This window comes from Nitrospira sp., from assembly GCA_016715825.1.
In the GTDB taxonomy this organism is placed as follows: Bacteria; Nitrospirota; Nitrospiria; order Nitrospirales; family Nitrospiraceae; genus Nitrospira_D.
This window is the reverse complement of record JADJXO010000012.1, coordinates 1-24,235: the sequence shown is the minus strand read 5'-3', so window position 1 is coordinate 24,235 and position 24,235 is coordinate 1. Positions and strand designations below refer to the sequence as shown.

The 24,235-nt window shown below is 55.6% G+C and carries 30 protein-coding genes and 2 pseudogenes; 28 read left to right on the top strand and 4 right to left on the bottom strand.

What is annotated here, in order from left to right:
* The first annotated feature begins 183 nt into the window (after window positions 1–183).
* The 8 genes from IPM58_16550 (at window position 184) to IPM58_16515 (ending at window position 7,294) form a co-directional block, all read left to right on the top strand.
* Window positions 184–1,674 carry a DUF2156 domain-containing protein gene (locus IPM58_16550; GenBank protein ID MBK9308645.1) on the top strand — a complete coding sequence of 497 codons (1,491 nt, stop codon included), beginning with the start codon at window positions 184–186 and terminating at the stop codon, window positions 1,672–1,674.
* Complete coding sequence (locus IPM58_16545; protein ID MBK9308644.1) at window positions 1,671–3,983, top strand: PAS domain S-box protein; 2,313 nt, start codon at window positions 1,671–1,673, stop codon at window positions 3,981–3,983. Before IPM58_16550 ends, IPM58_16545 begins: the two co-directional genes overlap by 4 nt.
* Window positions 3,984–4,096: 113 nt before the next feature.
* Window positions 4,097–4,912, top strand: a complete 816-nt coding sequence (locus tag IPM58_16540; protein MBK9308643.1) for a CbbQ/NirQ/NorQ/GpvN family protein — start codon at window positions 4,097–4,099, stop codon at window positions 4,910–4,912.
* Window positions 4,913–4,943: 31 nt separating this feature from the next.
* Entirely contained in the window at window positions 4,944–5,252 is a 309-nt protein-coding gene (locus tag IPM58_16535) for a YggU family protein (protein ID MBK9308642.1), read from the top strand.
* Window positions 5,249–5,689: a hypothetical protein gene (locus IPM58_16530; GenBank protein ID MBK9308641.1), complete on the top strand. Its 441-nt coding sequence runs from the start codon at window positions 5,249–5,251 to the stop codon at window positions 5,687–5,689. Before IPM58_16535 ends, IPM58_16530 begins: the two co-directional genes overlap by 4 nt.
* 316 nt (window positions 5,690–6,005) lie before the next feature.
* On the top strand, window positions 6,006–6,440 hold the full coding sequence (locus tag IPM58_16525) for a hypothetical protein (GenBank protein ID MBK9308640.1): 435 nt from the start codon (window positions 6,006–6,008) through the stop codon (window positions 6,438–6,440).
* 228 nt (window positions 6,441–6,668) lie between these two features.
* Entirely contained in the window at window positions 6,669–6,908 is a 240-nt protein-coding gene (locus IPM58_16520; GenBank protein MBK9308639.1) for a type II toxin-antitoxin system Phd/YefM family antitoxin, read from the top strand.
* Complete coding sequence (locus IPM58_16515; protein MBK9308638.1) at window positions 6,905–7,294, top strand: type II toxin-antitoxin system VapC family toxin; 390 nt, start codon at window positions 6,905–6,907, stop codon at window positions 7,292–7,294. Before IPM58_16520 ends, IPM58_16515 begins: the two co-directional genes overlap by 4 nt.
* A gap of 143 nt (window positions 7,295–7,437) precedes the next feature.
* Here the strand turns inward: IPM58_16515 and IPM58_16510 are convergent, their stop codons facing one another.
* Entirely contained in the window at window positions 7,438–7,704 is a 267-nt protein-coding gene (locus tag IPM58_16510; protein ID MBK9308637.1) for a hypothetical protein, read from the bottom strand.
* 141 nt (window positions 7,705–7,845) lie between these two features.
* Window positions 7,846–8,337, bottom strand: a complete 492-nt coding sequence (locus IPM58_16505; protein MBK9308636.1) for a hypothetical protein — start codon at window positions 8,335–8,337, stop codon at window positions 7,846–7,848.
* A 327-nt stretch (window positions 8,338–8,664) separates the two neighbouring features.
* Between IPM58_16505 and IPM58_16500 the strand changes: the two genes are divergently transcribed.
* The 14 genes and pseudogenes from IPM58_16500 (at window position 8,665) to IPM58_16435 (ending at window position 17,426) form a co-directional block, all read left to right on the top strand.
* Window positions 8,665–9,522 carry an NmrA family NAD(P)-binding protein gene (locus tag IPM58_16500; protein ID MBK9308635.1) on the top strand — a complete coding sequence of 286 codons (858 nt, stop codon included), beginning with the start codon at window positions 8,665–8,667 and terminating at the stop codon, window positions 9,520–9,522.
* Window positions 9,523–9,534: 12 nt separating this feature from the next.
* The gene (locus IPM58_16495; protein MBK9308634.1) at window positions 9,535–10,416 is read left to right on the top strand and encodes a pirin family protein; all 882 of its coding nucleotides are present in this window, start codon (window positions 9,535–9,537) and stop codon (window positions 10,414–10,416) included.
* A 32-nt stretch (window positions 10,417–10,448) separates the two neighbouring features.
* Window positions 10,449–11,123, top strand: a complete 675-nt coding sequence (locus tag IPM58_16490; protein ID MBK9308633.1) for a DsbA family oxidoreductase — start codon at window positions 10,449–10,451, stop codon at window positions 11,121–11,123.
* Complete coding sequence (locus IPM58_16485) at window positions 11,123–11,551, top strand: VOC family protein (GenBank protein ID MBK9308632.1); 429 nt, start codon at window positions 11,123–11,125, stop codon at window positions 11,549–11,551. The genes IPM58_16490 and IPM58_16485 overlap by 1 nt, the downstream gene beginning before the upstream one ends.
* A gap of 2 nt (window positions 11,552–11,553) precedes the next feature.
* Window positions 11,554–11,925, top strand: a complete 372-nt coding sequence (locus tag IPM58_16480) for a nuclear transport factor 2 family protein (protein MBK9308631.1) — start codon at window positions 11,554–11,556, stop codon at window positions 11,923–11,925.
* 27 nt (window positions 11,926–11,952) lie between these two features.
* Window positions 11,953–12,375, top strand: a complete 423-nt coding sequence (locus tag IPM58_16475; GenBank protein MBK9308630.1) for a hypothetical protein — start codon at window positions 11,953–11,955, stop codon at window positions 12,373–12,375.
* On the top strand, window positions 12,372–12,818 hold the full coding sequence (locus IPM58_16470; protein MBK9308629.1) for a VOC family protein: 447 nt from the start codon (window positions 12,372–12,374) through the stop codon (window positions 12,816–12,818). Before IPM58_16475 ends, IPM58_16470 begins: the two co-directional genes overlap by 4 nt.
* A 317-nt stretch (window positions 12,819–13,135) precedes the next feature.
* Entirely contained in the window at window positions 13,136–13,366 is a 231-nt protein-coding gene (locus IPM58_16465) for a hypothetical protein (protein ID MBK9308628.1), read from the top strand.
* 272 nt (window positions 13,367–13,638) lie between these two features.
* Window positions 13,639–14,697, top strand: a pseudogene (locus IPM58_16460) (NAD(P)-dependent alcohol dehydrogenase).
* Between the two features lie 325 nt (window positions 14,698–15,022).
* Window positions 15,023–15,361, top strand: a complete 339-nt coding sequence (locus IPM58_16455; protein ID MBK9308627.1) for a hypothetical protein — start codon at window positions 15,023–15,025, stop codon at window positions 15,359–15,361.
* On the top strand, window positions 15,358–15,711 hold the full coding sequence (locus IPM58_16450) for a histidine phosphatase family protein (GenBank protein ID MBK9308626.1): 354 nt from the start codon (window positions 15,358–15,360) through the stop codon (window positions 15,709–15,711). The genes IPM58_16455 and IPM58_16450 overlap by 4 nt, the downstream gene beginning before the upstream one ends.
* A 48-nt stretch (window positions 15,712–15,759) precedes the next feature.
* Window positions 15,760–15,936, top strand: a complete 177-nt coding sequence (locus IPM58_16445) for a histidine phosphatase family protein (GenBank protein MBK9308625.1) — start codon at window positions 15,760–15,762, stop codon at window positions 15,934–15,936.
* A 162-nt stretch (window positions 15,937–16,098) separates the two neighbouring features.
* A complete protein-coding gene (locus tag IPM58_16440; GenBank protein MBK9308624.1) occupies window positions 16,099–16,602 on the top strand; it encodes a hypothetical protein in 504 nt (167 codons plus the stop codon).
* 134 nt (window positions 16,603–16,736) lie between these two features.
* Window positions 16,737–17,426 carry an HAD family hydrolase gene (locus IPM58_16435; GenBank protein ID MBK9308623.1) on the top strand — a complete coding sequence of 230 codons (690 nt, stop codon included), beginning with the start codon at window positions 16,737–16,739 and terminating at the stop codon, window positions 17,424–17,426.
* A gap of 129 nt (window positions 17,427–17,555) precedes the next feature.
* On the opposite strand, the gene IPM58_16430 is transcribed toward IPM58_16435, so the two are convergent.
* Both IPM58_16430 and IPM58_16425 read right to left on the bottom strand, forming a co-directional pair.
* Window positions 17,556–17,819 (bottom strand): NAD-binding protein, encoded by a 264-nt coding sequence (locus IPM58_16430; protein MBK9308622.1) that lies wholly within the window; start codon window positions 17,817–17,819, stop codon window positions 17,556–17,558.
* 76 nt (window positions 17,820–17,895) lie between these two features.
* Window positions 17,896–19,410: pseudogene (locus tag IPM58_16425) on the bottom strand (potassium/proton antiporter).
* Window positions 19,411–19,813: 403 nt separating this feature from the next.
* Here IPM58_16425 and IPM58_16420 point away from each other — a divergent pair.
* From IPM58_16420 to IPM58_16395, 6 genes are all read left to right on the top strand, one after another.
* Window positions 19,814–20,050, top strand: a complete 237-nt coding sequence (locus IPM58_16420) for a CDGSH iron-sulfur domain-containing protein (GenBank protein MBK9308621.1) — start codon at window positions 19,814–19,816, stop codon at window positions 20,048–20,050.
* Between the two features lie 82 nt (window positions 20,051–20,132).
* Window positions 20,133–21,671: a sigma 54-interacting transcriptional regulator gene (locus IPM58_16415; GenBank protein MBK9308620.1), complete on the top strand. Its 1,539-nt coding sequence runs from the start codon at window positions 20,133–20,135 to the stop codon at window positions 21,669–21,671.
* Window positions 21,672–21,916: 245 nt separating this feature from the next.
* The gene (locus IPM58_16410) at window positions 21,917–22,162 is read left to right on the top strand and encodes a hypothetical protein (GenBank protein ID MBK9308619.1); all 246 of its coding nucleotides are present in this window, start codon (window positions 21,917–21,919) and stop codon (window positions 22,160–22,162) included.
* Window positions 22,163–22,181: 19 nt separating this feature from the next.
* On the top strand, window positions 22,182–22,523 hold the full coding sequence (locus IPM58_16405) for a hypothetical protein (GenBank protein MBK9308618.1): 342 nt from the start codon (window positions 22,182–22,184) through the stop codon (window positions 22,521–22,523).
* 139 nt (window positions 22,524–22,662) lie between these two features.
* Window positions 22,663–23,847 (top strand): efflux RND transporter periplasmic adaptor subunit, encoded by a 1,185-nt coding sequence (locus IPM58_16400; GenBank protein MBK9308617.1) that lies wholly within the window; start codon window positions 22,663–22,665, stop codon window positions 23,845–23,847.
* A 9-nt stretch (window positions 23,848–23,856) separates the two neighbouring features.
* Window positions 23,857–24,235 (top strand): efflux RND transporter permease subunit (locus IPM58_16395; GenBank protein MBK9308616.1); only part of this gene is annotated, 379 nt, incomplete at its 3' end.

Genomic DNA, 24,235 nt, shown 5'->3' with positions numbered 1-24,235 from the left:
CCATCGGTGCGTCAGGCATCCCAACGGCGTTCGAGTCGACAAGACGGTGAATGCTAGCACGCAGGACCTAGGGCGACAAGGGCTCTGAACACGGGTACGATATCGGCGGGGTGACAATTATCCTGCGCCGGAAGAGGTCGCGTTCTTGCTACCTTTTGGCATGCGTCGTATGATGGGCACCCGATGGGCCTCATTACGATGGATTCCAAACAAACAGCAAGGGGTCTACCGCAATTCGTGCCGGGTTCGACCTGTGCGCGCTGTGATGTCTGTTGTCGTTTCCCGGAAGTCGAGAGTTTTCTTCGCCCATACTTTGCATCACAGGAAATCACCGATGCCGTGATGCAGGGAATGCCTGAGGTCTCGTTCCCTGACAAGTCCGGCTCGCAAGTGAATCTCGTCAAGAATCCGACTGGTGAGGGGTATCTCTGTCCGGCGTTCGATTCTACCTCCGGCCTTTGTGGAATCTACGGGGTGCGCCCACTCGACTGTCAGATCTATCCATTGGCGTTGATGTGGAATGCATCAAGAAAAGAAGTCCTCCTGGGGTGGGATACCAAGTGCCCTTTTATGCGGGAAGAGACTCCTCATTCGATTCGTGCCTACGCTGATCAGGTGGCACGCCGCTTGGTACACGGTGCCCTCATGGACAAGATCGTGGCCAACCCGAACCTGATCGGCCGGTTTCAGGACGACGTGATCGTGCTCAAACCATTGCCTGAACTGACGGCCCGACTTGTGCCGCGGCAAGTCGACCCTCGACTCCGACCTCTTACAGTCTCGGATGCGGCCCCTTTTGAGCGAGCGATCGAGCGATTTGGTATGCGTTCTTCCGACACCCCGGCTGCATTTTCCTTTCCCTATCATTACATATGGACCTCGCTGCTTCCCTATTGGTGGATGGAGGTTGATGATACCTTCTTTTTGTTCGCGCGCTCGCCGGATGGATGGTTTATGCCATTGCCTCCGCTTCGACCTGGTCCTCTGGATGAAGCCGTGGATCAGGCATTCGCCTTCATGCATCAATGGAACGGGGACTCCCCGGTCAGCCGGATTGAGCAGGTGCTGAATGCACAGCGAGCCCTATTCGCCAAAGAGGGGTATCAATTCCGAAACAACGACGGAGACTATCTCTACGCAGCGTCGGCGTTGGCTGCACTGGTAGGGGATCCCTATAAATCCCAACGCGCGCTCTGTAATCGTGTGGAACGGGAACAGAGAGTTAGGAGCGAACCCTATCGCCCTGAATACCGACAAGACTGTATGGATCTGCATCGGCGCTGGGCGAGTCAGAAGCGCGGAGGCAACCTCGATGTGATGGGAAGGTTTCTCTTGGAGGACGCGGAAGCCGCCCATGCGTGTGTGCTTGAAGCGTATGCATCAATCGGCGTGTCCGGGACGGTGACCAGAGTTGACGAGACGATTGCGGCGTACACCTTCGGCTATTGGTTGACTCCGCACACGTGGTGCATTTTGTTGGAAGTCGCTGATCGATCAATTCCAGGTCTTGCGCAATGGGTGTTTCGTGACACCTGTCGGACGGCCTTGGCGCAAGGAGCGGTCTCCATCAATGCGATGGAGGATGTTGGTTTGCCGGGATTACGCGCCACGAAGTTGGCCTATCGCCCAACGATGATCCTCAATACCTGGACGATCACAAGGGTGGCAAGATGACACAGCTGGAAGAGCGTCGGGCATCCATGGCACGACGATACGAATGGTTGACGTTCGTCATGGTGCTGATCACGCTGTTTAGTCTGGGAGTGGGAACGTTCCTGCTCGGGCATGTCGAACGCAGCATTGTCGCGGCGGTCTGGATCCCGCTCCTGGTCTTGGTCCTCTGGTCGACCGCTCGGTTGCGCGCCGAATACCGACAGGCGCAGCAGGAAAGTGCGTGGGCGCGGGCGGCCGAAGCGGCGTTGTTGCAGAGTCAGGAGCGGAACCGCGCGATTGTCGATACGGCGCTGGATGGCGTCATCACGATTGATGCAGCCGGCATCGTGACGGAGTGGAATGCACAGGCGACGGTGATCTTCGGGTGGACTCGTGACGAGGCCATGGGGAAATCGCTTTCGGAGACCATCATCCCCGAGCGAGATCACGAGGCTCATACCCAAGGAATTCGGGAGTATCTGCAGTCGGGTATCGGTCCTGTATTGAATCGTCGTATCGAGATTTCCGCTCGCCACAAAGACGGGCACGAGTTTCCGGTTGAGCTTGCGGTGTCACCGGCCCGCATCGGCGAAACATATATTTTTAGCGCTTTCGTGCGCGATATCACCGATCGCCGTCGGGATGAACGCCGGGTAGCATCCCAACACGCAGTGACTCGGGTCTTGTCGGAGGCGATGACACTTGAGGAAGCCGTGCCCAATATCATTCAGGCCGTGGGCGAGAGTCTCGAATGGGATGTGGGTGTCTTTTGGCGAGTGGATAAACCATCGGGAACCTTGCGATGCCTCCACCAGTGGCAAGCCGCACGTGCCTGTGCCGACGAGTTGATCGCGGCGAATCCACGTCATGCGTTCAAACCGGGACAAGGTGTGCCAGGTCAGATCTGGGAACGTGGGCGGCCGGTCTGGATACGAGATCTCCTGAGCGATCCTGGGCTGGTTCGCGCCGAAGCGGTCACTAAGGCCGGTCTTCACGGCGCGTTTGGATTCCCCATTCGCATCAGCGGAGAGGTCGATGGGGTCATCGAGTTCTTCAGTCACCAGGTGCACGAGCCGGACGAGGAATTGCTCAGTATGATCGCCGATGTGGCGCTGAGAATCGGACAATTCGGCGAGCGCACCAGAGCGGAAGAGGCCTTGCGTCAGACAGAGGCACAACTCCGCCAAGCACAGAAAATGGAAGCCGTGGGACGGCTGGCCGGCGGGGTTGCGCATGATTTCAATAATCTGCTGACGGTGATCCGTGGGTACAGTGAATTGGTCCTCGGCCGGTTGGCACCGGGGGATCCCTCCCAGCGTGAAATGGAAGAAGTGAAAAAAGCCGCCGATCGAGCCACCGGCCTCACGAGCCAACTCCTTGCCTTCAGCCGACGCCAATTTGTGGCTACCAAGATCGTGGATTTGAATGCGATCATCATGAATATGGACGGCATGCTGCGGCGGTTGTTGGGTGAGGATGTCGTCGACCTCTGCCTCGACCTCGATCCAAGATTGGCATCGATCAAAGCTGATCCCGGCCAAATTGAACAGGTGATCATGAATCTGGCTGTGAATGCTCGGGATGCCATGCCCACGGGAGGCCGACTGACGATCGAGACCCGGAATGCCGTCGTCAATAAAAGGACTCAGCATGCAACCCTGATACTCGAGAACGGATCCTATGTGCTCTTGGCGATCAGGGATACCGGAGAGGGCATGAGCGAAGAAACGCAATCTCATTTGTTCGAGCCGTTCTTTACGACAAAAGAAAAGGGGAAGGGAACTGGGCTGGGACTCTCCACGGTGTACGGCATCGTGAAGCAAAGCGGTGGGACGATCGGCATGGAGAGTAAATTAGGACAGGGAACCGTCTGCAAGATCTTTTTTCCGAAAGTGGATGAGGCCGCCCAGGCCGCGCCGGTCGCCAATGGCGCCGTGGGCAGAGCAGTCGGGCGGGAAACCATTTTGGTGGTGGAAGATGATCCATCGGTACGCGGCCTCGTGCAAGAGGCCCTGCGTGTCAGTGGGTATGACGTGTTAGTGGCTCGCCATGGCATCGAGGCGCTGTTGACCGGCGCCAAGCACATGGGCCCTATTCATTTGTTATTGACCGACGTGGCGATGCCTCAGATGAGCGGGCCGGAGGTCGCCGAAAAGCTGGCGGGTGTGCGGCCGGACATCAAAGTCTTATACATGTCGGGCTACCCGGACCATCCCGTGTTCGAGCAGGGTGGAGTCAAGCGGGACACGGCCTTTCTGCACAAACCGTTCACACCGGCCGTGCTCACCCAGAAAATACGCGAGGTGCTGGACGGGCATGAAACGACCTAGGAGCACTCCCTGCTTGCCGATCGCTTGATCTTCGCCGTTTATTCCGTTTATTGTGACGGGGTCTCTTCCGACAGGAAGCGCGCGATGATGTTCCACGTAAGCATGAGAAGTTGATGCAAGCGGCCCGCGAAATCGATCTGGCACAGTACCGTATCCTCCATGAGCCGTTTTATGCGGATGTGTCCGGGGAGGTCGGGCTGTTTACCGTTGCCGCGGACCGGAAGCTGCCGGTCATGCTCAAGGGACCAACTGGGTGCGGGAAAACACGATTTGTTCAATACATGGCCTACAAGCTGGGTCGGCCGCTGATCACTGTCGCGTGTCATGAAGATCTCACCGCATCCGACTTAGTGGGAAGGTATTTGCTCAAAGGGCAGGATACGGTCTGGATGGATGGCCCGCTGACGCTGGGTGTGAAGCATGGGGCCATTGTCTATCTGGACGAGGTGGTGGAGGCGCGGAAAGATACTACCGTGATCATCCATCCGCTGAGTGACGACCGGCGCGTGCTGCCGATCGAGAAAAAAGGCCAAATCATTGAAGCTGCCGACGAGTTCATGCTCGTGATTTCTTACAATCCGGGCTATCAAAGTGTGCTGAAAGATTTGAAGCAGAGTACCAAACAACGATTTGTGGCGATTGAATTCGACTACCCCAATGCCGACATTGAATCACGCGTGATCCAACGCGAAGCAGAGGTCGATCCAGGGGTGGCTGGAAACCTCGTCAAGCTCGGCCGCAAAGTTCGCAATCTCAGAAACCATGGGCTGGAAGAGGGCGTCAGCACCAGACTCCTCATCTATGCCGGTACATTGATCAAGCAGGGTATTCCACCTGAGCGGGCCTGCGAGGTGGCCATTGCCCGTCCCATCACGGACGATACGGACATGCAACGCGCCATACTGGAATTGGTCAAGGCCATCTTTTAATTTCTCACCTCCTGTGGGTTTCCCTTCTGGAATTGTGCGAGACGGTAAGGATGGAGTGATACTGACGGTTCATGTCCAGCCGAACGCGTCGAAGACGGAGTGTGTCGGAGTGCATGGAGATGCACTCAAGATCAGGTTGACGGCGCGGCCGGTTGACGGCGCGGCGAACGATGAATTAATCAGATTCATCGCAGAACAATGCGCAGTTCCGCGTGCGCATGTGCAGATTCAGGCTGGAGCCGAGGCTCGGCGCAAGCGACTCTGTATACGAGGAATCACGGCACAGGTGCTGCTGACTCGGCTGATGCCGCAACACGGAAAAGAAAAGGAGCGTATATGAAGGGATTCGGAGCGAGTGTGCTTGTCGTGGTGTTCCTGCTCTCGGCCTGTTCGAGTGCGCGACCGATCCTCTATCCCAATACGCATTTAGAATCGGTGGGGAAGGAAGGGGCAGAACAAGACATTGAGGCCTGTAAAGCATCCGCCGAATCGGCCGGTGCAAAGGAAGGCGGTAATAGCAAGGTCGGGCGTGTCGCAACGGGGACGGCCGTTGGCGCCGGCACCGGGGCGGCCAGTGGCGCCATCGGCAGCCTGATTTACGGAGCATCAGCCGGCTTGGGATCGATGGTGGGGGCAGCCAGCGGCGCGGTCTGGGGCCTCCTGACGGGACTGTTTTCAGTTGTGACCGGCCCGTCCCATCAGCCGAACCAGGCCTATACAAATTATGTCAACCGGTGCTTGCAAGAGAAAGGCTATGAAGTGACGGGATGGCAGTAGAGGGGGAATGGTTGCGTGTGGGAGAAGTTCCTGTGCTCACGCATCGCGCACACAAGAGACCATTTGAATGAAATTTTGGTCGGCGCTCGATGCATGTGCGCAGTAGGAACCCCTCCCACGCGCAACCTGAAAAGGTGAAGCAGAGAAAAAGATCGTTGGTGGGCAATGATTGGCTATGTGCGCAAAGGAAATGACCTCACCGCTCATCCACGAATGAGTGGGAAAGAGGTGCTCGGACAATATTCAAAAATCCTCGACATTTACTCCAAAGGGTGAGAAGTGAAGCAAGGAAGAGCAAGCACCCTAGGAGACTTCCGTGGTTACTCACGCATGGCAGCGGCTGATTGGAATCATACTGCTGCTGTCTGTCGCAGCCTGCTCCGGACCCCAGCCGATTTTACGGTCGAATAAGCACCTCCACCTGTTCGGTAAGCAGGTCGCGCAACAAGAGATTGAATCCTGCCGGAAACACGCTGAAGGAACCGGGTTGCGTCCGGGGGTTCACCAAAGTGCCAACGCGGGGTCCGGTGCCGTGCTTGGTCTGTTGCTCGGTGGTGCCATGGGTGCGTCGGCCGGGGTGATCGGGGGACTGCCGGGCATGACGATCGGGGCCGCCGCTGGCAGTGGGCTGGGGTTGCTCATTGGCATACTCGGAGGCACGTTCAAACCCCTCGAACCGGAACCGCCCTACGCTGAGGCCGTGGAGAGTTGTCTGAAGGACAAGGGCTATGAAGTCAGTGGGTGGGAGTAGGAAGAGGAGGCTATGAGGCCTGACATCCATTCACCATCCTCAACCGACTTCTCGTCCAGAATCGTCCCTTCCCGTGGTGAATCGACAAGCGTATGACCTGCTTATTCGGCCACAAGATTCCTTGTGGGGCATAAGGGATGTATCGCCCTGCAGGGACATTGAGTTGACGTCCGCAGCGGGCAGAAGTAGGCTAATGTTAGTCTACATGAGGGAACTATGAAGGCCAATCTGAAGACCGTCAATATCCATGCGGCCAAGACACACTTTTCCAAACTGTTAGCCGCCGTGGCGAAGGGTCAGCGGATTACGATTTGCAAAGACGGGACGCCCGTGGCGCAGCTTGGGCCGATAGATACGCCCATTCCGGTCCGACGTCCAGGGCTGTTGAAAGGACGTGTGACTATCGCCGACGATTTTGATGTGCCGTTACCACCAGACGTGGTGGCCTCGTTCGAGGGTGGGGCGTGAATCTCCTGCTCGATACCCATGTCTTTTTGTGGTTTGTGATCCAATCTCCACGACTTTCACGAAGCATCTATCATCAGATCGAGACCACACCCCTGGTCTACGTCAGTGCGGCGTTACTCTGGGAGGTGGTCATCAAGATTCAAGTGAAGAAGTTGTCTGGTGATCCAGAAGAGCTCGCCGCCAAGATCGCGGACAGTGGATTTCAAGAATTGCCGGTGTCGGTTGTGCACACCTTGGCCCTTGAGCGGTTGCCGTCGCATCATCGTGACCCCTTCGACCGCATCTTGGTGGCACAAGCCTACGTTGAACACCTGCGCCTGCTCACGGCTGATTCCGGTTTGAAACCCTATGGTTCGGTGTGTCAGGTAATTGCCGAGGTAACCTGACTGTTCTCCACACGTGGGGCAGCATTTTCTTCTGCGACGCCTTCCCTATTGATCAGACCCTCAGCGCCGCTGAGTCAGTTGTGTCACGACTTCTTTGAATCCTTCAGCAGCCTGACGCTCAAAGTCACGGGGCTGCAGTTTGTCTACCAAATACTCCAGCATGTTGGACGTGTTGCGCGCAACCCGCCGATCAACCGGAACTTCCTAAAAAGCTCAGTTCCAACTGCGGTCAGGTTGCCATCGACGAGTGGCTCAAGCTTCGCCTCCTGATCGGTCCAGTGGCTCGCCCGTTGTGGCGGGTCGATCATGCGTTCAATGTTTGCATCAGGCAGGATGATGGAGATCACCTTCTTGAGAAAGCGATCCGACTTATCGGAGCAGTTTCGACAGATTCGGAACAGTTCATACATACAGTACTCCGATCGCAGATACCTATTGCTGATGACGACCAACACAAAGTCGCCGTCGGGAATCTGCGCTCCATCAGGCGCAACACCGGTGGCGTCTCGGCACGGTAAGCGTACCCTCACCGTAATTTGCGAGACTTCGTGCTACTCTCGGGCTAGGTCGATATAGCGAATGGTCGCTTCCATTGATGAGCCGCGAGTGCCCAAACCGTTTGGGAGCATGATCTGCACGAGGAGGTCGATCGGTTGGCCTACCTTCAGCATCGGTGCTTTGAGTGCTCCGACATTCTTCCCGCAGGCGCCTTGATCGATCACCTCAATTCTGCCACTGTCATCTTCTACGGTCAGCGCCGTCCGTTCGTGGGGACTTCCACAGATCATCCGATTCGGGATAGTCTCGGTCTGCATTGCCATGACGGTTCCGGTGATTCGGATATCCCTCATTTGATAGCGATCTGGATGGGCCAACAGGGTGGCGATCGGAATTCGTTCGTACGAGGAGACAGAGATTCTTACTGAACCGACCGGTGAAGGGAGAGAGTGCCCGTCCGATGCCAGCACAACATGAAGACCGATCCACACTGACAGGATGAGCAGGGAGATGTGAAGCACGAGGCGAATGGGCGAAATCGTCATCAGTACCCTCTCAGGTAAAGGTAGCATAAGGCTCAGGTAGACGAGCCGACAGTTCGGCATGCTGCCATTGATTCGGCACTTCTTCTCTTCAGTTCGTTCGGTAGGTACCGCGTTGACGAAGCGAATGTCCTCTTGTTTCAAGCAGATCGAGTGAGGACCTCCGTGCCTTTTGGCTGGAACGTATGTTGCCAAGCCGGAAGGTGTGGGAGGAGTAGTGGTCTGGCGGAACGAGGCCCTGTATGATCACTGGTCGCGCCGCCATCATGTGCGCGTGATCACCAGTCGATCTGATCGATCTGACGTCGTGTCAGGAAGAGGAGGGACATCATGTTCGTTGTTCTTGGTGCTACGGGAAATACCGGTGCTGTTGTCGCAGAGACCTTGCTGGGGAGAAAACACCCAGTCAGAGTTGTTGTCCGTTCGAATGAGAAAGGTGTTACCTGGAAAGCTAAAGGGGCGGAAGTGGCGGTGGCGTCGCTCGACGATGTAGCCGCCTTAACCAGGACGTTCGAAGGAGCAAACGGGGCCTACGTATTGGTGCCACCCAATTATGGGGCTGAGGCCTGGTTGGGGGATCAACGATCGCGGATGGATCGGGCTGCGGAGGCCGTCAAAAAGAGCGGGGTGCAGCATGTCGTATTCCTGTCGTCGGTCGGCGCACAAATCGCGACTGGAACAGGTCCGATTCAAGCCGCTCGTTATGGTGAACAGGCGCTTGGACCTGTGGCGAACACGCTGACGATGCTGCGTCCCTGTTACTTCATGGAGAATTGGGCGCCGGTGATCGGTGCGGCGAAGGCGGAGGGAGTTCTGCCGACGTTCATCGCCCCTCAGGCGAAGATTCCGATGATTTCGACTAAAGATATCGGCAGGATTGCGGCGGAACAGCTGATCGCCGGTGGGCAGGGCAAGCAGATCGTGGAAATGGCGGGTCCGGAAGAGTATAGCCCGGATCAAGCGGCGTCGGCACTCAGTCAGACCCTTGGGAAAACGGTAACCGCCCAACAGGCTCCACTCAGTGCCGTGGTCCCGACGTTCACATCGCTTGGGTTTTCGGACGAGGCGGCGAGATTGTTTGAAGAAATGTACACGGCATTCTCCACAGGCGCAATCGGGTACGAGCATCCTGACAAGCTCGTGCGGGGAACCGTGACGCTTCAGGATGCCTTACGGGGGATGGTGTAAGAAGGAGGGATTATGACAACAAGCACGGTGGGAACCAAAGACGTGCTCGGCGTCTATCAACCAGGATCTGCCCATATGGTCGGTGACGGGTTTCCTGTTCGCAATCTGTTCCCGAGCAACGATCTCGATCGGCAGGTTGACCCGTTTCTCATGCTGGACTACGCCGGACCGCATCAGTTTTCCGGCACCGATCATCCAAGAGGGGTCGGGGAACACCCACATCGCGGGTTTGAAACGGTGACGATTCTGTATCAAGGTGCCGTGGCTCACCGGGATTCGGCCGGCAACGCCGGCGTGATCGGACCTGGCGATGTGCAGTGGATGACGGCGGCGTCCGGTGTCGTGCACGAAGAGATGCACGAGCCACAGTGGGCGAAGAAGGGAGGAACGTTCCAGGCCATTCAACTGTGGGTCAATCTACCGCGGTCTCAGAAAATGTCCGCGCCTCGTTATCAAACGATTCTCGATGCCGATATTCCAACCCTCGATCTGAGTGGCGGAGGGAAGTTGCGTGTGATCGCAGGATCCGTTCAGGGGCGGAGGGGACCGGCTCACACCGTGACACCGATCGAGCTCTACGATCTGCAACTGCAGGCTGATGAGGAGACCGAGGTGAATGTGCCGGATGGGCACCATATGGCAATTCTCGTCGTGGGGGGGCGAGTATCGGTGAACGGATCAGCCGAGGTGACGGAAGGGGAGTTGGTTGTTCTCACGCCTCGTGGAACCTGTGTGAAGATCGATGCAAAAACCGAAAGCCGACTCTTGGTCATGGGCGGAGAGCCTCTCAATGAACCGATTGCCCGCTACGGCCCATTCGTCATGAATACGAAAGACGAACTGGTTCAGGCAGTCGAGGATTATCAGGCGGGAAGGATGGGGCATCTATCCTAATGGGCGTTCGTGGGGCGTGAAAGGTGAAGCATATGACTGGCCAGGGCACAGTAATCCGTATCGATGTGTATTCCGATGTCATCTGTCCCTGGTGCTACGTCGGCAAGCGGCGGCTTGAACGGGCGCTCCAGCAGGTCGGTGACGCAATAACGACGCGTGTCGTATGGAGGCCGTTCCAGTTGAATCCGACGATGCCAAATAGCGGGATGGACCGGCGGCAGTATCTTGACACGAAGTTTGGTGGACCTGAGGCTGCTCGAGCGATCTATGACCAAGTTGCGGCGGCAGGAGCTGCCGAACACATTCCGTTCGCCTTCGATCGAATTGCACGGACGCCCCATACATTTGCCGCACATCGCCTCATCTGGTGGGCAGGGTATCAGGGGAAGCAGGATGAGCTGGTTGAACGACTCTTTCGCCGTTATTTCGTCGAGGGTGGAGATATCGGGAGTCTCGAGACGCTCTCTCTCGTCGCGGCTCAGGCAGGGCTCGATCAAACCGCGACCGAAACGTTTCTGACTGGTACTGAAGGTGTTGAAGCAGTGAAGGCAGAGGAAGCCGCAGGCCATCGTCTGGGTATTCGAGGCGTTCCCTATTTTGTCTTCAACGGGACGTCCGCGCTTTCCGGAGCACAACCGCCGGAGCAGTTTGTGGTTGTGTTTCAACAGCTCACAGGCGACACCATGGCTGGAAAGGGAGGTGGGTAATGGCCGTTCACGTCTATGGATGCAATCATATCGTGATCGAGGTCACAGATGCCAAGAAGGCGGTGAAGTTTTATCAGGACGTGTTCGGGTTGAAGATGTTGCGTGGCGGGGAAGGCGCTGCCTGGTGCAAGCTGGGCGAACATCAGTTCATGGCGATCTTTGAGGTGGAGAGGCTCCAGCCTGATCGTACGAAGCATTTTGGACTCATGGTCCGTGATGCGAAGCAGATTCAAGAGGTACGCAAAAAGCTGACGCAGAAGTACAAGTTGAAACTCCACCCTGGTTTTCGCTGCGACTTTCGCGACCCGTGGGGGAATCGCATTCAGGTCGGCGACCTGAGCGATGAATCGTTGGTCTGGCTGCTCCCCTATCAGGAAGTGCAGAAGGCCGGAATAACATTCGCCGGTAAACCTCAAAAGGAGAAATGATCATGGGCACGACGAATGTGCAACAGCGGTTGAACGAGTTATTCGACTACATCCGTCAGGGAAAAATTATTGAAGCGATGACCGAGTTTTATGACAAAGACGCGGCCATGCAAGAGAATGCCAACCCCCCGACCGTCGGTCAGGCCGCCAACATTGAGCGCGAAAAGCAGTTCATGAGTGGTGTAAAAGAGTGGAGAGGGTTCAATGTGACGGCCTCAGCCGTAGGCGACAACGTGACATTCTACGAATGCAGTCTGGACTTTATCGCCACCAGCGGCCAGGCGGTGCATATGGAGCAGGTCGTGGTATCGAGATGGAACAACGGCAAGATCGTTCATGAGCGGTTTTATTACGATGCGGGCAAGAAGCCATAGGCTGTTGGATGTTCTCAAGGGCATTTGATGCAAGAGCGGGGAAGTCGGGATAGTACTCTGGATAATATTTTTAAGGGGCTGCTCCGTCTGCATAAAGCCGTACTGGACGACGAGCGGGTGGCCTATGAACGTGTGCATGGACGTATCCCATCCAATGGAGCATTCTTGCAGCTGGTGTTGAACGATGCCTGGTTTGCCTGGTTACGTCCGCTGTCCCAACAGATCGCCAAGTTGGATGAATTGAGCGAATCAGATGATCCATCATCCCGTGAGGGAATCCCAGCGGTGCTGACTTCCGTGCAGGCGCTTCTGACTCCGACGGAGGAAGGAGAGGGATTCGGTAGGCAGTACCACGATGCGCTGCAACGAAGCCCGGATGTGGTGTTGGCGCACGCGGAGGTCAGAGCATTGCTCAAGCAGTCTGTTCCTCACAAAGGGCGAACCAGATGAAAGCCCATTACCTTGGTCATGTCGTCTTTTATGTGAAGGACCTTGAGCGATCGCTCGGCTTCTACCGAGACCTGCTGGGGTTCAAGGAAGTCGGGCGAATCTTCAACGGGGCAGCGGCCGCACTGACATCCGGCCGGACGCATCACGAATTGCTGTTAATCCAAGTCGGTGATGCGCCGGGACCTCCGGTTGGGAGACGATGTGGGCTCTATCATATCGGGATCAAGATCGGCGACAGTCTTGACGAGCTACGTCAGGCTAAGCAAGAGTTGGAACAAGCAGGGATACTGATCGACGGCATGAGCGATCACACCGTAAGCCAAAGCCTCTATCTTCGCGATCCGGACGGGAATGAAGTCGAGATCTATGTCGATGCAGACGAGTCGATATGGAAGAACAATCCGGCGGCAGTTCTGTCGCCGATTAAGCCGTTGCCGCTCTAATCCCTTTGCAGAAGCGCGCGAGAGAGGGCGATATGACTTAGCTTTTCAGACAATCATAAGATTGAAGGGGCCGTATCCTCACGCTGCCATAGTCCAGCCATATGACCTCGACCAGTTTGTTTGTTCTTCACGGAAATAAATTAGCTTCAAGGAAGCGACTGATAGCAGTAGGTATATTAACCTCTTCGCATTCCCTCCACCCGTCTCTCGCAAACAAGGGTTTTCGCTAGGTTACCCTCCATCTGTTCTCAAACATGATCATGTTTCTACACGTACATGATTAAGGTTAAGGGCGACTCGTAATTGGCTTTGCGAAAATGACTTCATCGCCGTCCGGATATTTCCCAGCCCGAGGGGCATATGGCGGCGGTGGCTACCAGGAATTGGAGCTGCCAAGCCCCGATCGCTTTCCAGAACTCTCTCTCACAGGACTCCTCAGACTCGTGAGATATCTGGACGTGCTGATCGCGCAGCAGAGTCTGCGCAAGGCGGAATTGCCGATCGAGACGACTCGTCGTTTTTACCTGATCTCGGTAGTCCAACCGTGAGAAGCGCAAGGTGGTGGCTGATTGCCTGAGGATAGAGCGCAAAATCTACACACGGATCAAGAAGCATTGGGGATCGAGGATGGGCAGTTCAACGGAGCTGCAATCAGCGTCAGAGCAGGAGGCCCCAAGAATGAAGATAATTGGCTAAAACATGGGGGCTATAGGTGCATACGACATGAAATAGAGAGGAAGCTGCTGTAGAAGATCTGCACAGTTGTCGGCAGAAGAGTATAGGCCATTTGCTGACAGATTTGCATCGGGAGGATAGAGCTATGTACAATGCGAAAGCATACTCCGCCGCAACTGCAACATCGTCACTGAAGTCTAGCACCATCCCAAGGCGTGAGCTGACTGAACATGACGTACAAATCGACATCCTCTTTTGTGGCATCTGCCATTCCGATCTCCACCAAGTTCGCAATGAATGGAAGAGCGCCATGCCGACCGGTTACCCTTGTGTGCCGGGCCATGAGATTGTTGGTCGAGTAAACAAAGAGTCGGGACTGCTGTCAAAAGTTCAAGTCAGGAGACCTTGCCGCGGTTGGCTGTCTGGTCGATTCCGATCGCACCTGCAGCGAGTGCCAAGCCGGACTTGAGCAGTTCTGTCCCAACATGACGCTCACCTATAATTCTCCGGATAAGCACCTCGGGGGCGTCACCTACGGTGGCTACTCCGACAGCATCGTAGTCGATGAACGCTTTGTTCTGCGAGTTCCCTCACACCTCACCCTGGCAGGAGTCGCACCACTGCTTTGTGCTGGGATCACAACCTATTCCCCCATGCGTCACTGGAATGTCGCCAAAGGAAAAAAGGTTGGAGTGGTCGGGTTAGGGGGACTAGGCCATATGGGAGTAAAGTTTCACGTGCGCTGGAAGCCCATGTGGTCGTCTTCACGACCTCACCCAACAAAAAAGAAGACGCCCTCCGTCTCGGCGCCAACGAAGTAGTGGTCTCTCGCGACGCTGCGGCGATGCAAAAGTGTGCCGGAAGCTTTGATTTCATCATGGATGCGGTCTCTGCCGATCATGACATCAATCCGTATCTCAATCTTCTGGGTCGCGATGGAAATATCACTCTTGTTGGCGCACCGGAACGTCCGCTCCCCGTGGCCGCCTTCGGGCTCATCTTCCGACGCCGAAGTCTCTCTGGTTCACCGATCGGGGGAATTGCTGAAACGCAAGAAATGCTCGATTTTTGTGGCAGACATAACATCACTGCCGATGTCGAAGTCATACCTATCCAGATGGTCAACGAAGCATACGACCGGCTGCTCAAATCAGATGTGAAATACCGCTTCTCGATCGATATGGCTTCTTTGGGTCATGAGTGATGTGATTGTGACGGTAGATTTCATTTGCGTATTTGTGGACTGTACGATGCTCGTGATCGGAGAGCATGTGCAAGATGGAGCCTATGGTGTAGTTGTCTACAGCCGCACACATGCTTGAGACGGATGCACGGCTCCGGCCTTGTCCACGTGAAAACCTCAGGCGGAATGATGACGTTTGCATGGCAGGTTCCCAAAAGCTGAAAGTCGGTCAAGATGTGGTATTGCAAGTGAGTGAGAATAATCGGGGTGGTCATCGACTTTTGGAAGTCGTGATGTAATCTTTGGACATGCGTTCGATATTAGTATTTGTTCAAAGAGGTGCGTAATGATTCATGTCATTGTGGTATTGGCGGTGGCCGTCCTGTTGTCATTGGGAGATGGTTTCGTTGGCTGGGCAGTGGATAGGAGTGGCAGTCAGCTCGCAATCATGAGTCCGGTGCAGGGCGCAGTGATAAAGGGGGATTCCGTCGAAGTGCGGTATGCGTTGTCGAAGGGTACTGAAGCCACCCACATTCATTGTTATGTGGATGGGGAGTATCAGAAAGGGTTTAAAGGCGTGGTCAAGGGGCTCACGCGTGGCTCGCACGAAATTAAACTTGTGGCGGCGAGCCACGATCATAACGCTCTGGGTGCCAAAGCGACCGTCACAATCGAAGTGGAATGATGCAACGAGATAGCGTTCGGTGTCCGATGGGTTGGGGTATCGGTATAGCAGGACAGAAGAAGCCGATTGCATGGGGAAGAAGGAACTTTCAACGACGGCAGGCTGTCGAGCTGGGCCGTTCTCTCGCTGGTTGCCGGTTCGCCTTGGTGCTCTGCAGCCCGCTGCGGCGAGCACACGAAACCTGCAGGCTGGCCAGTTATGAGGACGAGGCGAACGCGACCGAAGACTTGCTCGAATGGGACGATGAAATCTATGTAGGAAAGAACGACGCAAGAAATCAGGTTGGAGCACCCCGGATGGTCGATCTGGACGGCTTCCATTTCCGAGGGCGAATCGCTCGAACAAGTTGAACGCCGGGCTCAATGGGTGATCAACGGGCCCTGGAGGCTCGAGAAGCCATGATACTGTTCACCCACGCCCATAGCGTACGCATGCTCACCGCATGCTGGGTTAATCTCCCGCCCGACGTGGGATATCTGTTCGTCCTTCGTACTGCCTCCATAAGTGTGCTCGGCTTCGAGCACGGCGGGCGTGTCATGGCTCGGTGGAATCTTCTACCGGAAGCGTGGGCATGAAAGCACAGCATTTGAGCCACACTGTCTTCGATGAGCGATCGCTCCACTTCTATCGAGACTTGTGGAATTTGAAGGAAGTGGGGCGGGATGTTCAGAATAAGCGTTTCTCTATCAGGAATCAGAAGACCAGACATCCATACATTCATAAACGAGGAGGTAGTTATGCGGAATACACGAACTGTCTGTGAATTCCTGCTCATAGCCATCATTAGCGGAGCCACCATACTAGGATCCGCCGACATATGCTTGGCAGAGAAAGCACAATCGGCACATAAGTCCTTCAAAGGCGAGGTTGTCGAAAAGGCTGGTGCGCTAGCTATCCGGTCGGAAGAAGGTGCCACGTATCAGTTGAGCGAAAACGAGGCACGACGCCAGGGCCGTCAGTTCAAAGCCGGCGATAAGGTTGCGGTCACGATCAACGAAAACAATGCCATTGTCGATATTCACTTGGAAGGCGAGAAAGGCACACACCACTTCGTCACGGGGAAGCTTGTCTATGTTGGCAAGATGAAGAAGGAAATCAAGCTGCAAACGACGGAAGGAGAAAAGTCCTTCCCACTCTTGCTGCAGGAAACAAAGACCAGCGGTCTGGCGGAGGGCACCGAAGTCACCGTTGAGTTGAACGAGGCGGGTACCGTGATTGATCTACACAAGGGCAAGCCTTGATCGTCGCCCATGCCTTCGTGGATTCGAAGTGTGTCGTAGTGCCTATCTGATGACTAGACGGCGGTCAGGAGAGGTCGGGCATACTGTGTCCATTGCCGGAGTATTGAAATTGTAACCTGATAGGACCACAAGCCATGACACTCTCCTCGGACCGCGACTCATTAGCATTTCTCTTCGATCTGGATGGTACTTTGGTAGATAGCGTCTATCAGCATGTCCTGGCTTGGCGCGAAGCCATGCAAGGTGCCGGGATTGAACTGGACGTGTGGCGGATTCACCGACAGATCGGTATGAGTGGTGGCCTCATGTTGTCGGCGTTTCTTCGAGAGATCGGACGAGTTCTCTCCTCAGAAGACGTTGAGCGTATCCAGCGCACCCACGCCGAGGCCTATTGCAGGCAGGCCGCTTCGTTGCGCGTGTTATCGGGAGCGCTGGAACTGTTGGCGGAGCTTTCGGCGCGTGGCGTGCCGTATGCCATTGCTACCAGTGGGCGTTTGCACAGTGCGCAGCCTACTCTCAATCTGTTGAATCTATCCCAGGATGTGCCTGTTGTGACTCGCGATGATGTGCGGCATGCAAAACCGGATCCGGATCTCTTCGTCGCTGCCGCCCAGCGGCTGAAGGTACCGCTGAACCAGTGTGTGATCGTGGGGGACAGCGTCTGGGATATGTTGGCTGCTCGTCGGGCATGGGGTTTGGCGGTGGGCTTGCTGTCCGGAGGATACGGGCGTGAGGAGCTTCAGCAGGCCGGCGCCTACAGAGTGTATCAAGATCCCGCTGACCTCTTGCGCCATCTCGACGAAGTGGGAGTGCGATTGCACTGAGCAGGCCGAAGCAGAAAGATGCACGGGATGGCTCAGCCATAATCGTCGATAACGCTACCGCAGCCATAGGCCTCGCGGTGATGATTCAACGTGTTGGCCCCTTTGTTTCCATGGACTGCCGGTACTGTGCTATTGGTCTAAAATTCTCTCCTTTGGTACCCCAAACCAGGTCAAGGCATGCCGGATCAATGTCGCCGATGCCTCGACTTCTGGCTGAATGACCTCGGTCACTCCGACGGCACCGAGTCGTTCCGCTTCCGCTACGCCATGCGCCCGCGCCAAGATTGGAATTTTTGGATTGAGGTCGTGGATGCGACTCACTGTCAGCGCGGCGGGCTCAATTTCAGGCAAGGCTACGATGATTAGCGATGCGTCCGCCGCGCCAGATTCCACACGTTCTGAAGGGCTTGACGTCGATGAATGGAAGCGCTGTGTCGCGGGAAAGCGATTTTGAGATGTGGCGTGGTCTTCACACGACCTCGACGCCTCCACCCTCCGGAGGATCCTCGGGCGGCGGAGGCTGATGTCGGCTTTCGAGAATCGACCGCAATCGGAGAAATGAAAATTGGTCAGTAAATGCAAGAAGGGAATCGTTGGCCTGCAACACGGCCGTCCCGTCCGGAACAAAACACTTACTTTTTCGAGCGATCAAGAGTATGAACGCGCTTTTCGGTAGGCCCAGATCAAGCAATCGCCGCCCGATTGCCCAGGAGTGTTCTGGAATCTGCACTTCTAGGAGCCCACTCTTGAGGCTGGTTGGCGCGTCCCAAATTGGTGAAGACTCCTTGCGCGGCGCCAACGGCTCATCGACCTGCAGCCAACGGGCTACGATCGGAATTGAGGTGCCTTGCAACAACACTGATGTCAGCACGATGAAAAAGACCAGATGAAAAGTTGTAACAGCCTGAGGGACCTCTGCAAGAAGCGGAAAAGTGGCCAGAATAATCGGCACGGCCCCTCGCAATCCCACCCAGGCGACCATGGTTTTCTCTCTCATGCTGAGATGCGTAAATGCCAAGGTCGCAAAGACAGCCACGGGTCGGGCTATGAACATCAGGAACAACGCCAAGAGCAGCCCTGTACCGGCGATTGGTACGAGCTGCGCAGGGAAGACCTGCAGCCCTAGAGCCAGGAACATGCTGATCTGCATGAGCCAGGCCAGTCCGTCGTGGAACCGGATCAGACTTCGTTTATGGACAAATTCGCTGTTTCCCATCATGAGGCCGGCTAGATATACGGCCAGAAATCCATTTCCGCCAAGCCATGTGCTGCCGCTGTAGGTGAAGAGCACGAGCGATAGGGTTAGAACAGGATAGAGCCCATCATATTCAAGGCGCAGTCGGTTCACCAGCAACACCATCAACTTGCCTACTCCGTACCCGATGGCTCCGCCAAGGACCATTTGCCGTATGAACATCGGTACCAAGTCGAACGCTGAATCGGAAGCTCCCGTGATCAGGGAAATCATGCCAATGGTGAGAAAGACGGCCATCGGATCGTTGCTGCCGGATTCGAGTTCGAGCAAAGGTTTCAAGGTGCCACGCAGGCCTACATAGCGTGAACGCATCACGGCAAACACCGCCGCGGCATCGGTCGAGGAAACGATCGCGCCGATGAGGAGTCCTTCTAACCATGACATCTGCAACGCTGTGGTCGCGAACCAACCGACTAGTCCAGCTGTCACGGCGACTCCTAAGGTCGACAGGCCCACCCCAATTCCCAACACTTTCCGCACGGTCGCCCACTCGGTGTCCATACCGCCGGCAAACAAAATGAAGGTGAGTGCCACTACGCCAAGAGACTGGGCCAACTAGGGATTGTCGAAATGTATGCCACCTGGACCGTCCGATCCCGCCAGCATCCCGATACCGAGGAACAACAAGAGCGCTGGGATGCCCATATTGCCAAAGGCTTTACTCGCGATGACGCTCAGCAGTAGGAGCCCGGAAGCAGCGAGCAGGATAAACTCGATCGGTAGTATCATGTCGTCTTACCTACAACGGCGCGCTTTCCTCATCAACACGAGATGCCCGGCTTGCATACGGAACGTTCAACCGGATACTTGCTTGAGCAATCTGATGTCGGGGTGATGGTGCTAGAGGATATCTGCTTATTCCTTCTTGTACGTACTCTATTTGCGATTGACCCGCCATGGACGAGTAGTAGCAAGCTCATAAGAGACCCAAAATCGAAAGTACCATAGACCGGATGAATAATACCCGCTGTCTCATAAATCAATCGCCATGAACCACTACTGATCGAGTGAGATGGGGAGAGATGGAAGTGATCAGAGGGTCGCGCAAGAGGAAGGTGCGAAATACATAATGAAAACGTTATACTTCAGCCCCGTAGTCTGATCTTGACCAATGGCAAAGGGAGGAATGCTCATGGGACAACCACGCATGGCAGCCAAGGAACCGGCGGTGCTGACATTGGAGGCCGGAACGTACTACTGGTGCTCCTGTGGACGATCAAGGGACCAGCCATTTTGTGATGGTTCTCACCAGGGGACCGAGTTCGAACCGGTTGAGTTTACCGTGGGGGAGACGAAGGAAGTCGCGTTGTGCCAGTGCAAGCACACCAAGACCCCACCGTTCTGTGACGGCACGCACCAGATGCTCTGACGGTCCGATTTGGGGTTACAGGTTCGCTCGTCTGCCGTAACCTCTTGAGCCGTTACAGGCGGATGGTCCATACTGCCAGTCTATGAATCGACCGGCCATCTCTCCATGCGAGGACCTTGCGGAGCGGTACCAAGCGCTTCTTGAGGTGGCACAGGCGATTTCTGCCCAGCGAGATCTCGATCAACTGTTCCGCGATCTGGCCCACCGGCTTCCACGGGTCGTACAGGTGAACTATGTTGACCTTTCCCTGCATGATCCCATCAAGAAAGTCATGCGGTTGCATACGATTCAGGCCAATGTCCCGGCGGATCTGGTGGGCGGGCACGAAGTCGCGATCGACGACTGTCCCGCCGGATTGGTCTGGCAACAACAGCAATCCATCATCGTCCCGAAATTGGCGGAGGAGCGCCGGTGGCCAAAGGTGATCGGCCATATGAAAGAGGATGACACGGAGTCGTTTTGTTTTGTACCCCTTACCACGTCGAGGAGACAGCTGGGGGCGATGGGGTTCATGAGTTTGCAGCAGGACGCCTATAGCGATGCAGACATCCAGTTTTTGCAGCAAGTCGCTCAGCAAGTGGCTGTGGCGGTCGAAAATGCGCTGGCGTTTCAGGAGATCGCTGAGCTTAAGGACAAACTTGCGAAGGAAAAGCTCTATCTTGAAGAGGAACTTCGTATTGAACATGGGTTTGAAGAAATCATCGGCGAGAGCACTCCCTTGAAGAATGTGCTGAAGCAAGTCGAAGTGGTGGCTCCGACCGATTCGACGGCTTTGATTCAAGGGGAAACCGGGACGGGCAAGGAACTCATCGCCCGTGCAATCCATCGATTGAGTACCCGAGGGGAGCGGACGTTCGTCAAACTGAACTGCGCGGCCATTCCGACCGGATTATTGGAGAGCGAGCTCTTTGGGCATGAACGAGGTGCCTTCACGGGTGCGATTTCGCAGAAAGCCGGACGATTTGAGCTGGCCGATAAGGGGACGATTTTTCTCGATGAAGTGGGTGAGATTCCGTTGGAACTTCAATCCAAGCTGCTTCGCGTTCTGCAAGAACAGGAATTTGAGCGGCTGGGCAGCACCAAAACCATCCGAGTCAATGTCCGCTTGATTGCTGCGACCAACAGAGATCTCAAGGCGTTGGTGGAGCAGAAGCAGTTTCGAAGCGACCTCTACTATCGACTCAATGTCTTCCCGATCACCGCTCCACCGTTGCGTGAACGCCGCGAAGACATTCCCATCTTGGTTCGCTATTTCACACAACATTATGCTGTCCGCATGAAGAAGAACATTCAAACCGTGCCTGCCAAGACCCTTGAAGTGCTCTCTCGCTATGTCTGGCCTGGCAACATTCGGGAATTGGAGAATCTTGTGGAACGGTCTGTGATTTTGACACAAGGGACAGACTTACAGGTGCCGATCAGCGAACTCCAGACCGCGACTCTGCCGACGAGTTCGATGACAACCACCCTGGAAGACCTAGAACGTGAGCAAATTCTTCGGGTTCTGCATGAGACGAAGTGGGTCATCGGTGGACCAGGTGGAGCTGCGGCTCGGTTAGGGCTCAAGCGAACCACCCTCCAATCCAAGATGCAAAAGCTCGGTATTTCTAAGCCCTCGTAGCGGTGAGTGGAGGGCGAGATGCTCTGCATACGTGACTCCAAGGTACGGCATGCCGCCGATCGATCGGCGGCATGCCGGAGGGTCGGCAGCTTCTCGGCATTTCTCCACTCAGCATCCTCCAGCCTCAAATCGACTTTATCAAAGTAACTCAACGACTTCGGTAGTGGTGGTCCCACGAAATCGTTCATGGAACAGAGGTTGCTTTGGATCTTCATAGTTCCGTCTCTCTACCAGGGAGGTCAATCATGGCCACATCAGGATTCGCGCGTAAAGAGCGCATCGAACAGGAACATTGTGGGAAATCCATACGCTGCACCAGGTGCAAGGGACTTATGGTTCTCGAGCCGGGGGTTGATGCACTGACCAGTACCGGTCCGGCTGCGATGCTGCTTCAGCGGTGCGTGCAATGCGGCGAGGTGATTGATCAGGTCATTTTGATGAACCGGCGCTCGCAGCTTGGGAATGATCTCAGTCGAACCCACCAAGGCTGACGGCTGTGAGGACCAGTTCATGTTGAAAGTCACCGGTCAACGAGATGCGGTTTCTCAGGGCATTTCACTCGTGATAGAAGGACGATTAGCCGGCGCTTGGGTGGAGGAACTCAACGCCTATTGTCGCGCGTTGTCCGAGAATCAACAGCATTGCACAAAAATTGTTTTGGCAGGCGTGACGTTTATCGACGCCGACGGGAGAGCCCTATTGGCGCGCCTCTGGCGAGAAGGAGCGCAATTGCGAGCATCGGGGTGTTTGACTCGGCGCGTGGTCGAAGAGATCACCGGAGAGAGTCTGGTCGATCAATTCTGTAGGAATCAAAAGAACGTTGTGTCGGAAACAGATCATGAGACAGGTTGAACAGAGACCGGGGCGCATTGAGGCAAAGGAGGAAAGTCTTAACCATCTTGGGCTTGCCGTCGTCTGCTGCGCCTCGGTAGAATGGTATGTTTGCCGGAAAGAATATCTGATAAGGATTACAAAGTAAGGATAGATTAGCATGCTGATAGCGCAACGGGTGGGACGATCTGTTTTGGTGGGGCTTCTTCTTACGTCTATGGTTTCGTCGACTGCCTGCAAGCAGGAAGCAGAATCGATGCCTCCACAGGAAACCCCGCAGGTTGAGGTGGTGACCGTCCGGACCCAGACAGTCCCCGATGAACCGGAATTTATCGGGCAAGCCGAGGCCTCCCGTCCGGTGGAGATCCGTCCCCAGGTAACGGGCATTCTCAAGGCGGTCTTGTATAAGGAAGGTCGGGACGTCAAGAAGGGCAACAGACTCTATCAGATCGACCCCGTTCCGTTTAAAGCGTCGGTTGCGAGCGCCAAAGCCAAGATTGCACAGGCTGAAGCCCGTGTGGTCCAGGCTAAACAGGACCTGGCAAGGGTCAAGCCGTTGCTGGCTGAGCAGGCGGTCAGTCAGAAAGATGTCGATGACGCTGTCGCCGAAGAACTCTCGGCCAACGCCGCCATGCAAGGAGCGCAGGCCGACCTTATCACAGCGCAGTTTAATCTGGACAATACGCTCATTACGGCTCCGATTACCGGAGTTATCGAGCGAAGCCGGTACTATGAGGGACGACTCGTCTCGGCCCAGACCGACTTATTGACCACCATTCATCGCGTCGACCCCATGTTTGTGGTCGTCAATGTTCCCGAAACATTCATCCTGAAGCGGCGACGGGACATCGAGGCAAAGAGAATCATTCACCCAGGCGTGTACCAATTACGTGGTCGGCTGACGCTCATGGATGGGACCGCCTATCCTGAGGAAGGGGTGCTTGATCTGTTGGAACCAGGGCTGCGTACAGAGACCAGCGCACGCGAGGTCAGAATGACGTTTCCCAATCCCCAGCGAACGCTTTTGCCTGGACAGTTTGTGAAGGTGCGATTCACAGGTGATACCAAGACCGACGCCGTTCTGATTCCACAACGAGCCGTGATGCAAGGTCCCCAAGGGCCGTTTGTGTACGTCGTCAACCAGGACGAGAAGGTTGAAATTCGAGATGTGGTGGCGTCTGATTGGAAAGGGGACCAATGGCTCATCGACGCAGGCTTGGCTGCCGGAGATCGGGTGGTGGTGAACGGGCTGATGCGAGTCGGTCCCGGTGCGTCGGTGAAGTCTGTTCCGTGGGTCGCGGCCAACCAGACAGGTACGGAATCGGTTCCTCTCGCTTCTCAATAAGGATCAGAGGTGATCTCGCACGTCTTTATCGACCGACCGATTCGCGCGTCGGTGATCTCAATCGTCGTGGTTGTGATGGGGCTGCTTGCCATGCAGTTCCTCCCGATTGCGCAGTTTCCTGAAATCACCCCACCAGTCGTACAAATCGATGCGGATTATCCCGGGGCCAGCGCTGAGGTCGCGGCTGAAGCGGTCGCGAGACCGATTGAGGTCACGCTCCCCGGCGTCGACAACCTTCTGTATTACGAATCCACCAGCAGCAGTGATGGGCATGTGTCGATCAAGCTGACCTTTGAGATCGGTACGAATCCGGATATCGCCCAGGTCCAAACCCAGAACCGTGAAAAACTTGCCGAGCCACAGCTTCCCCCGGAAGTGGTCCGTCAAG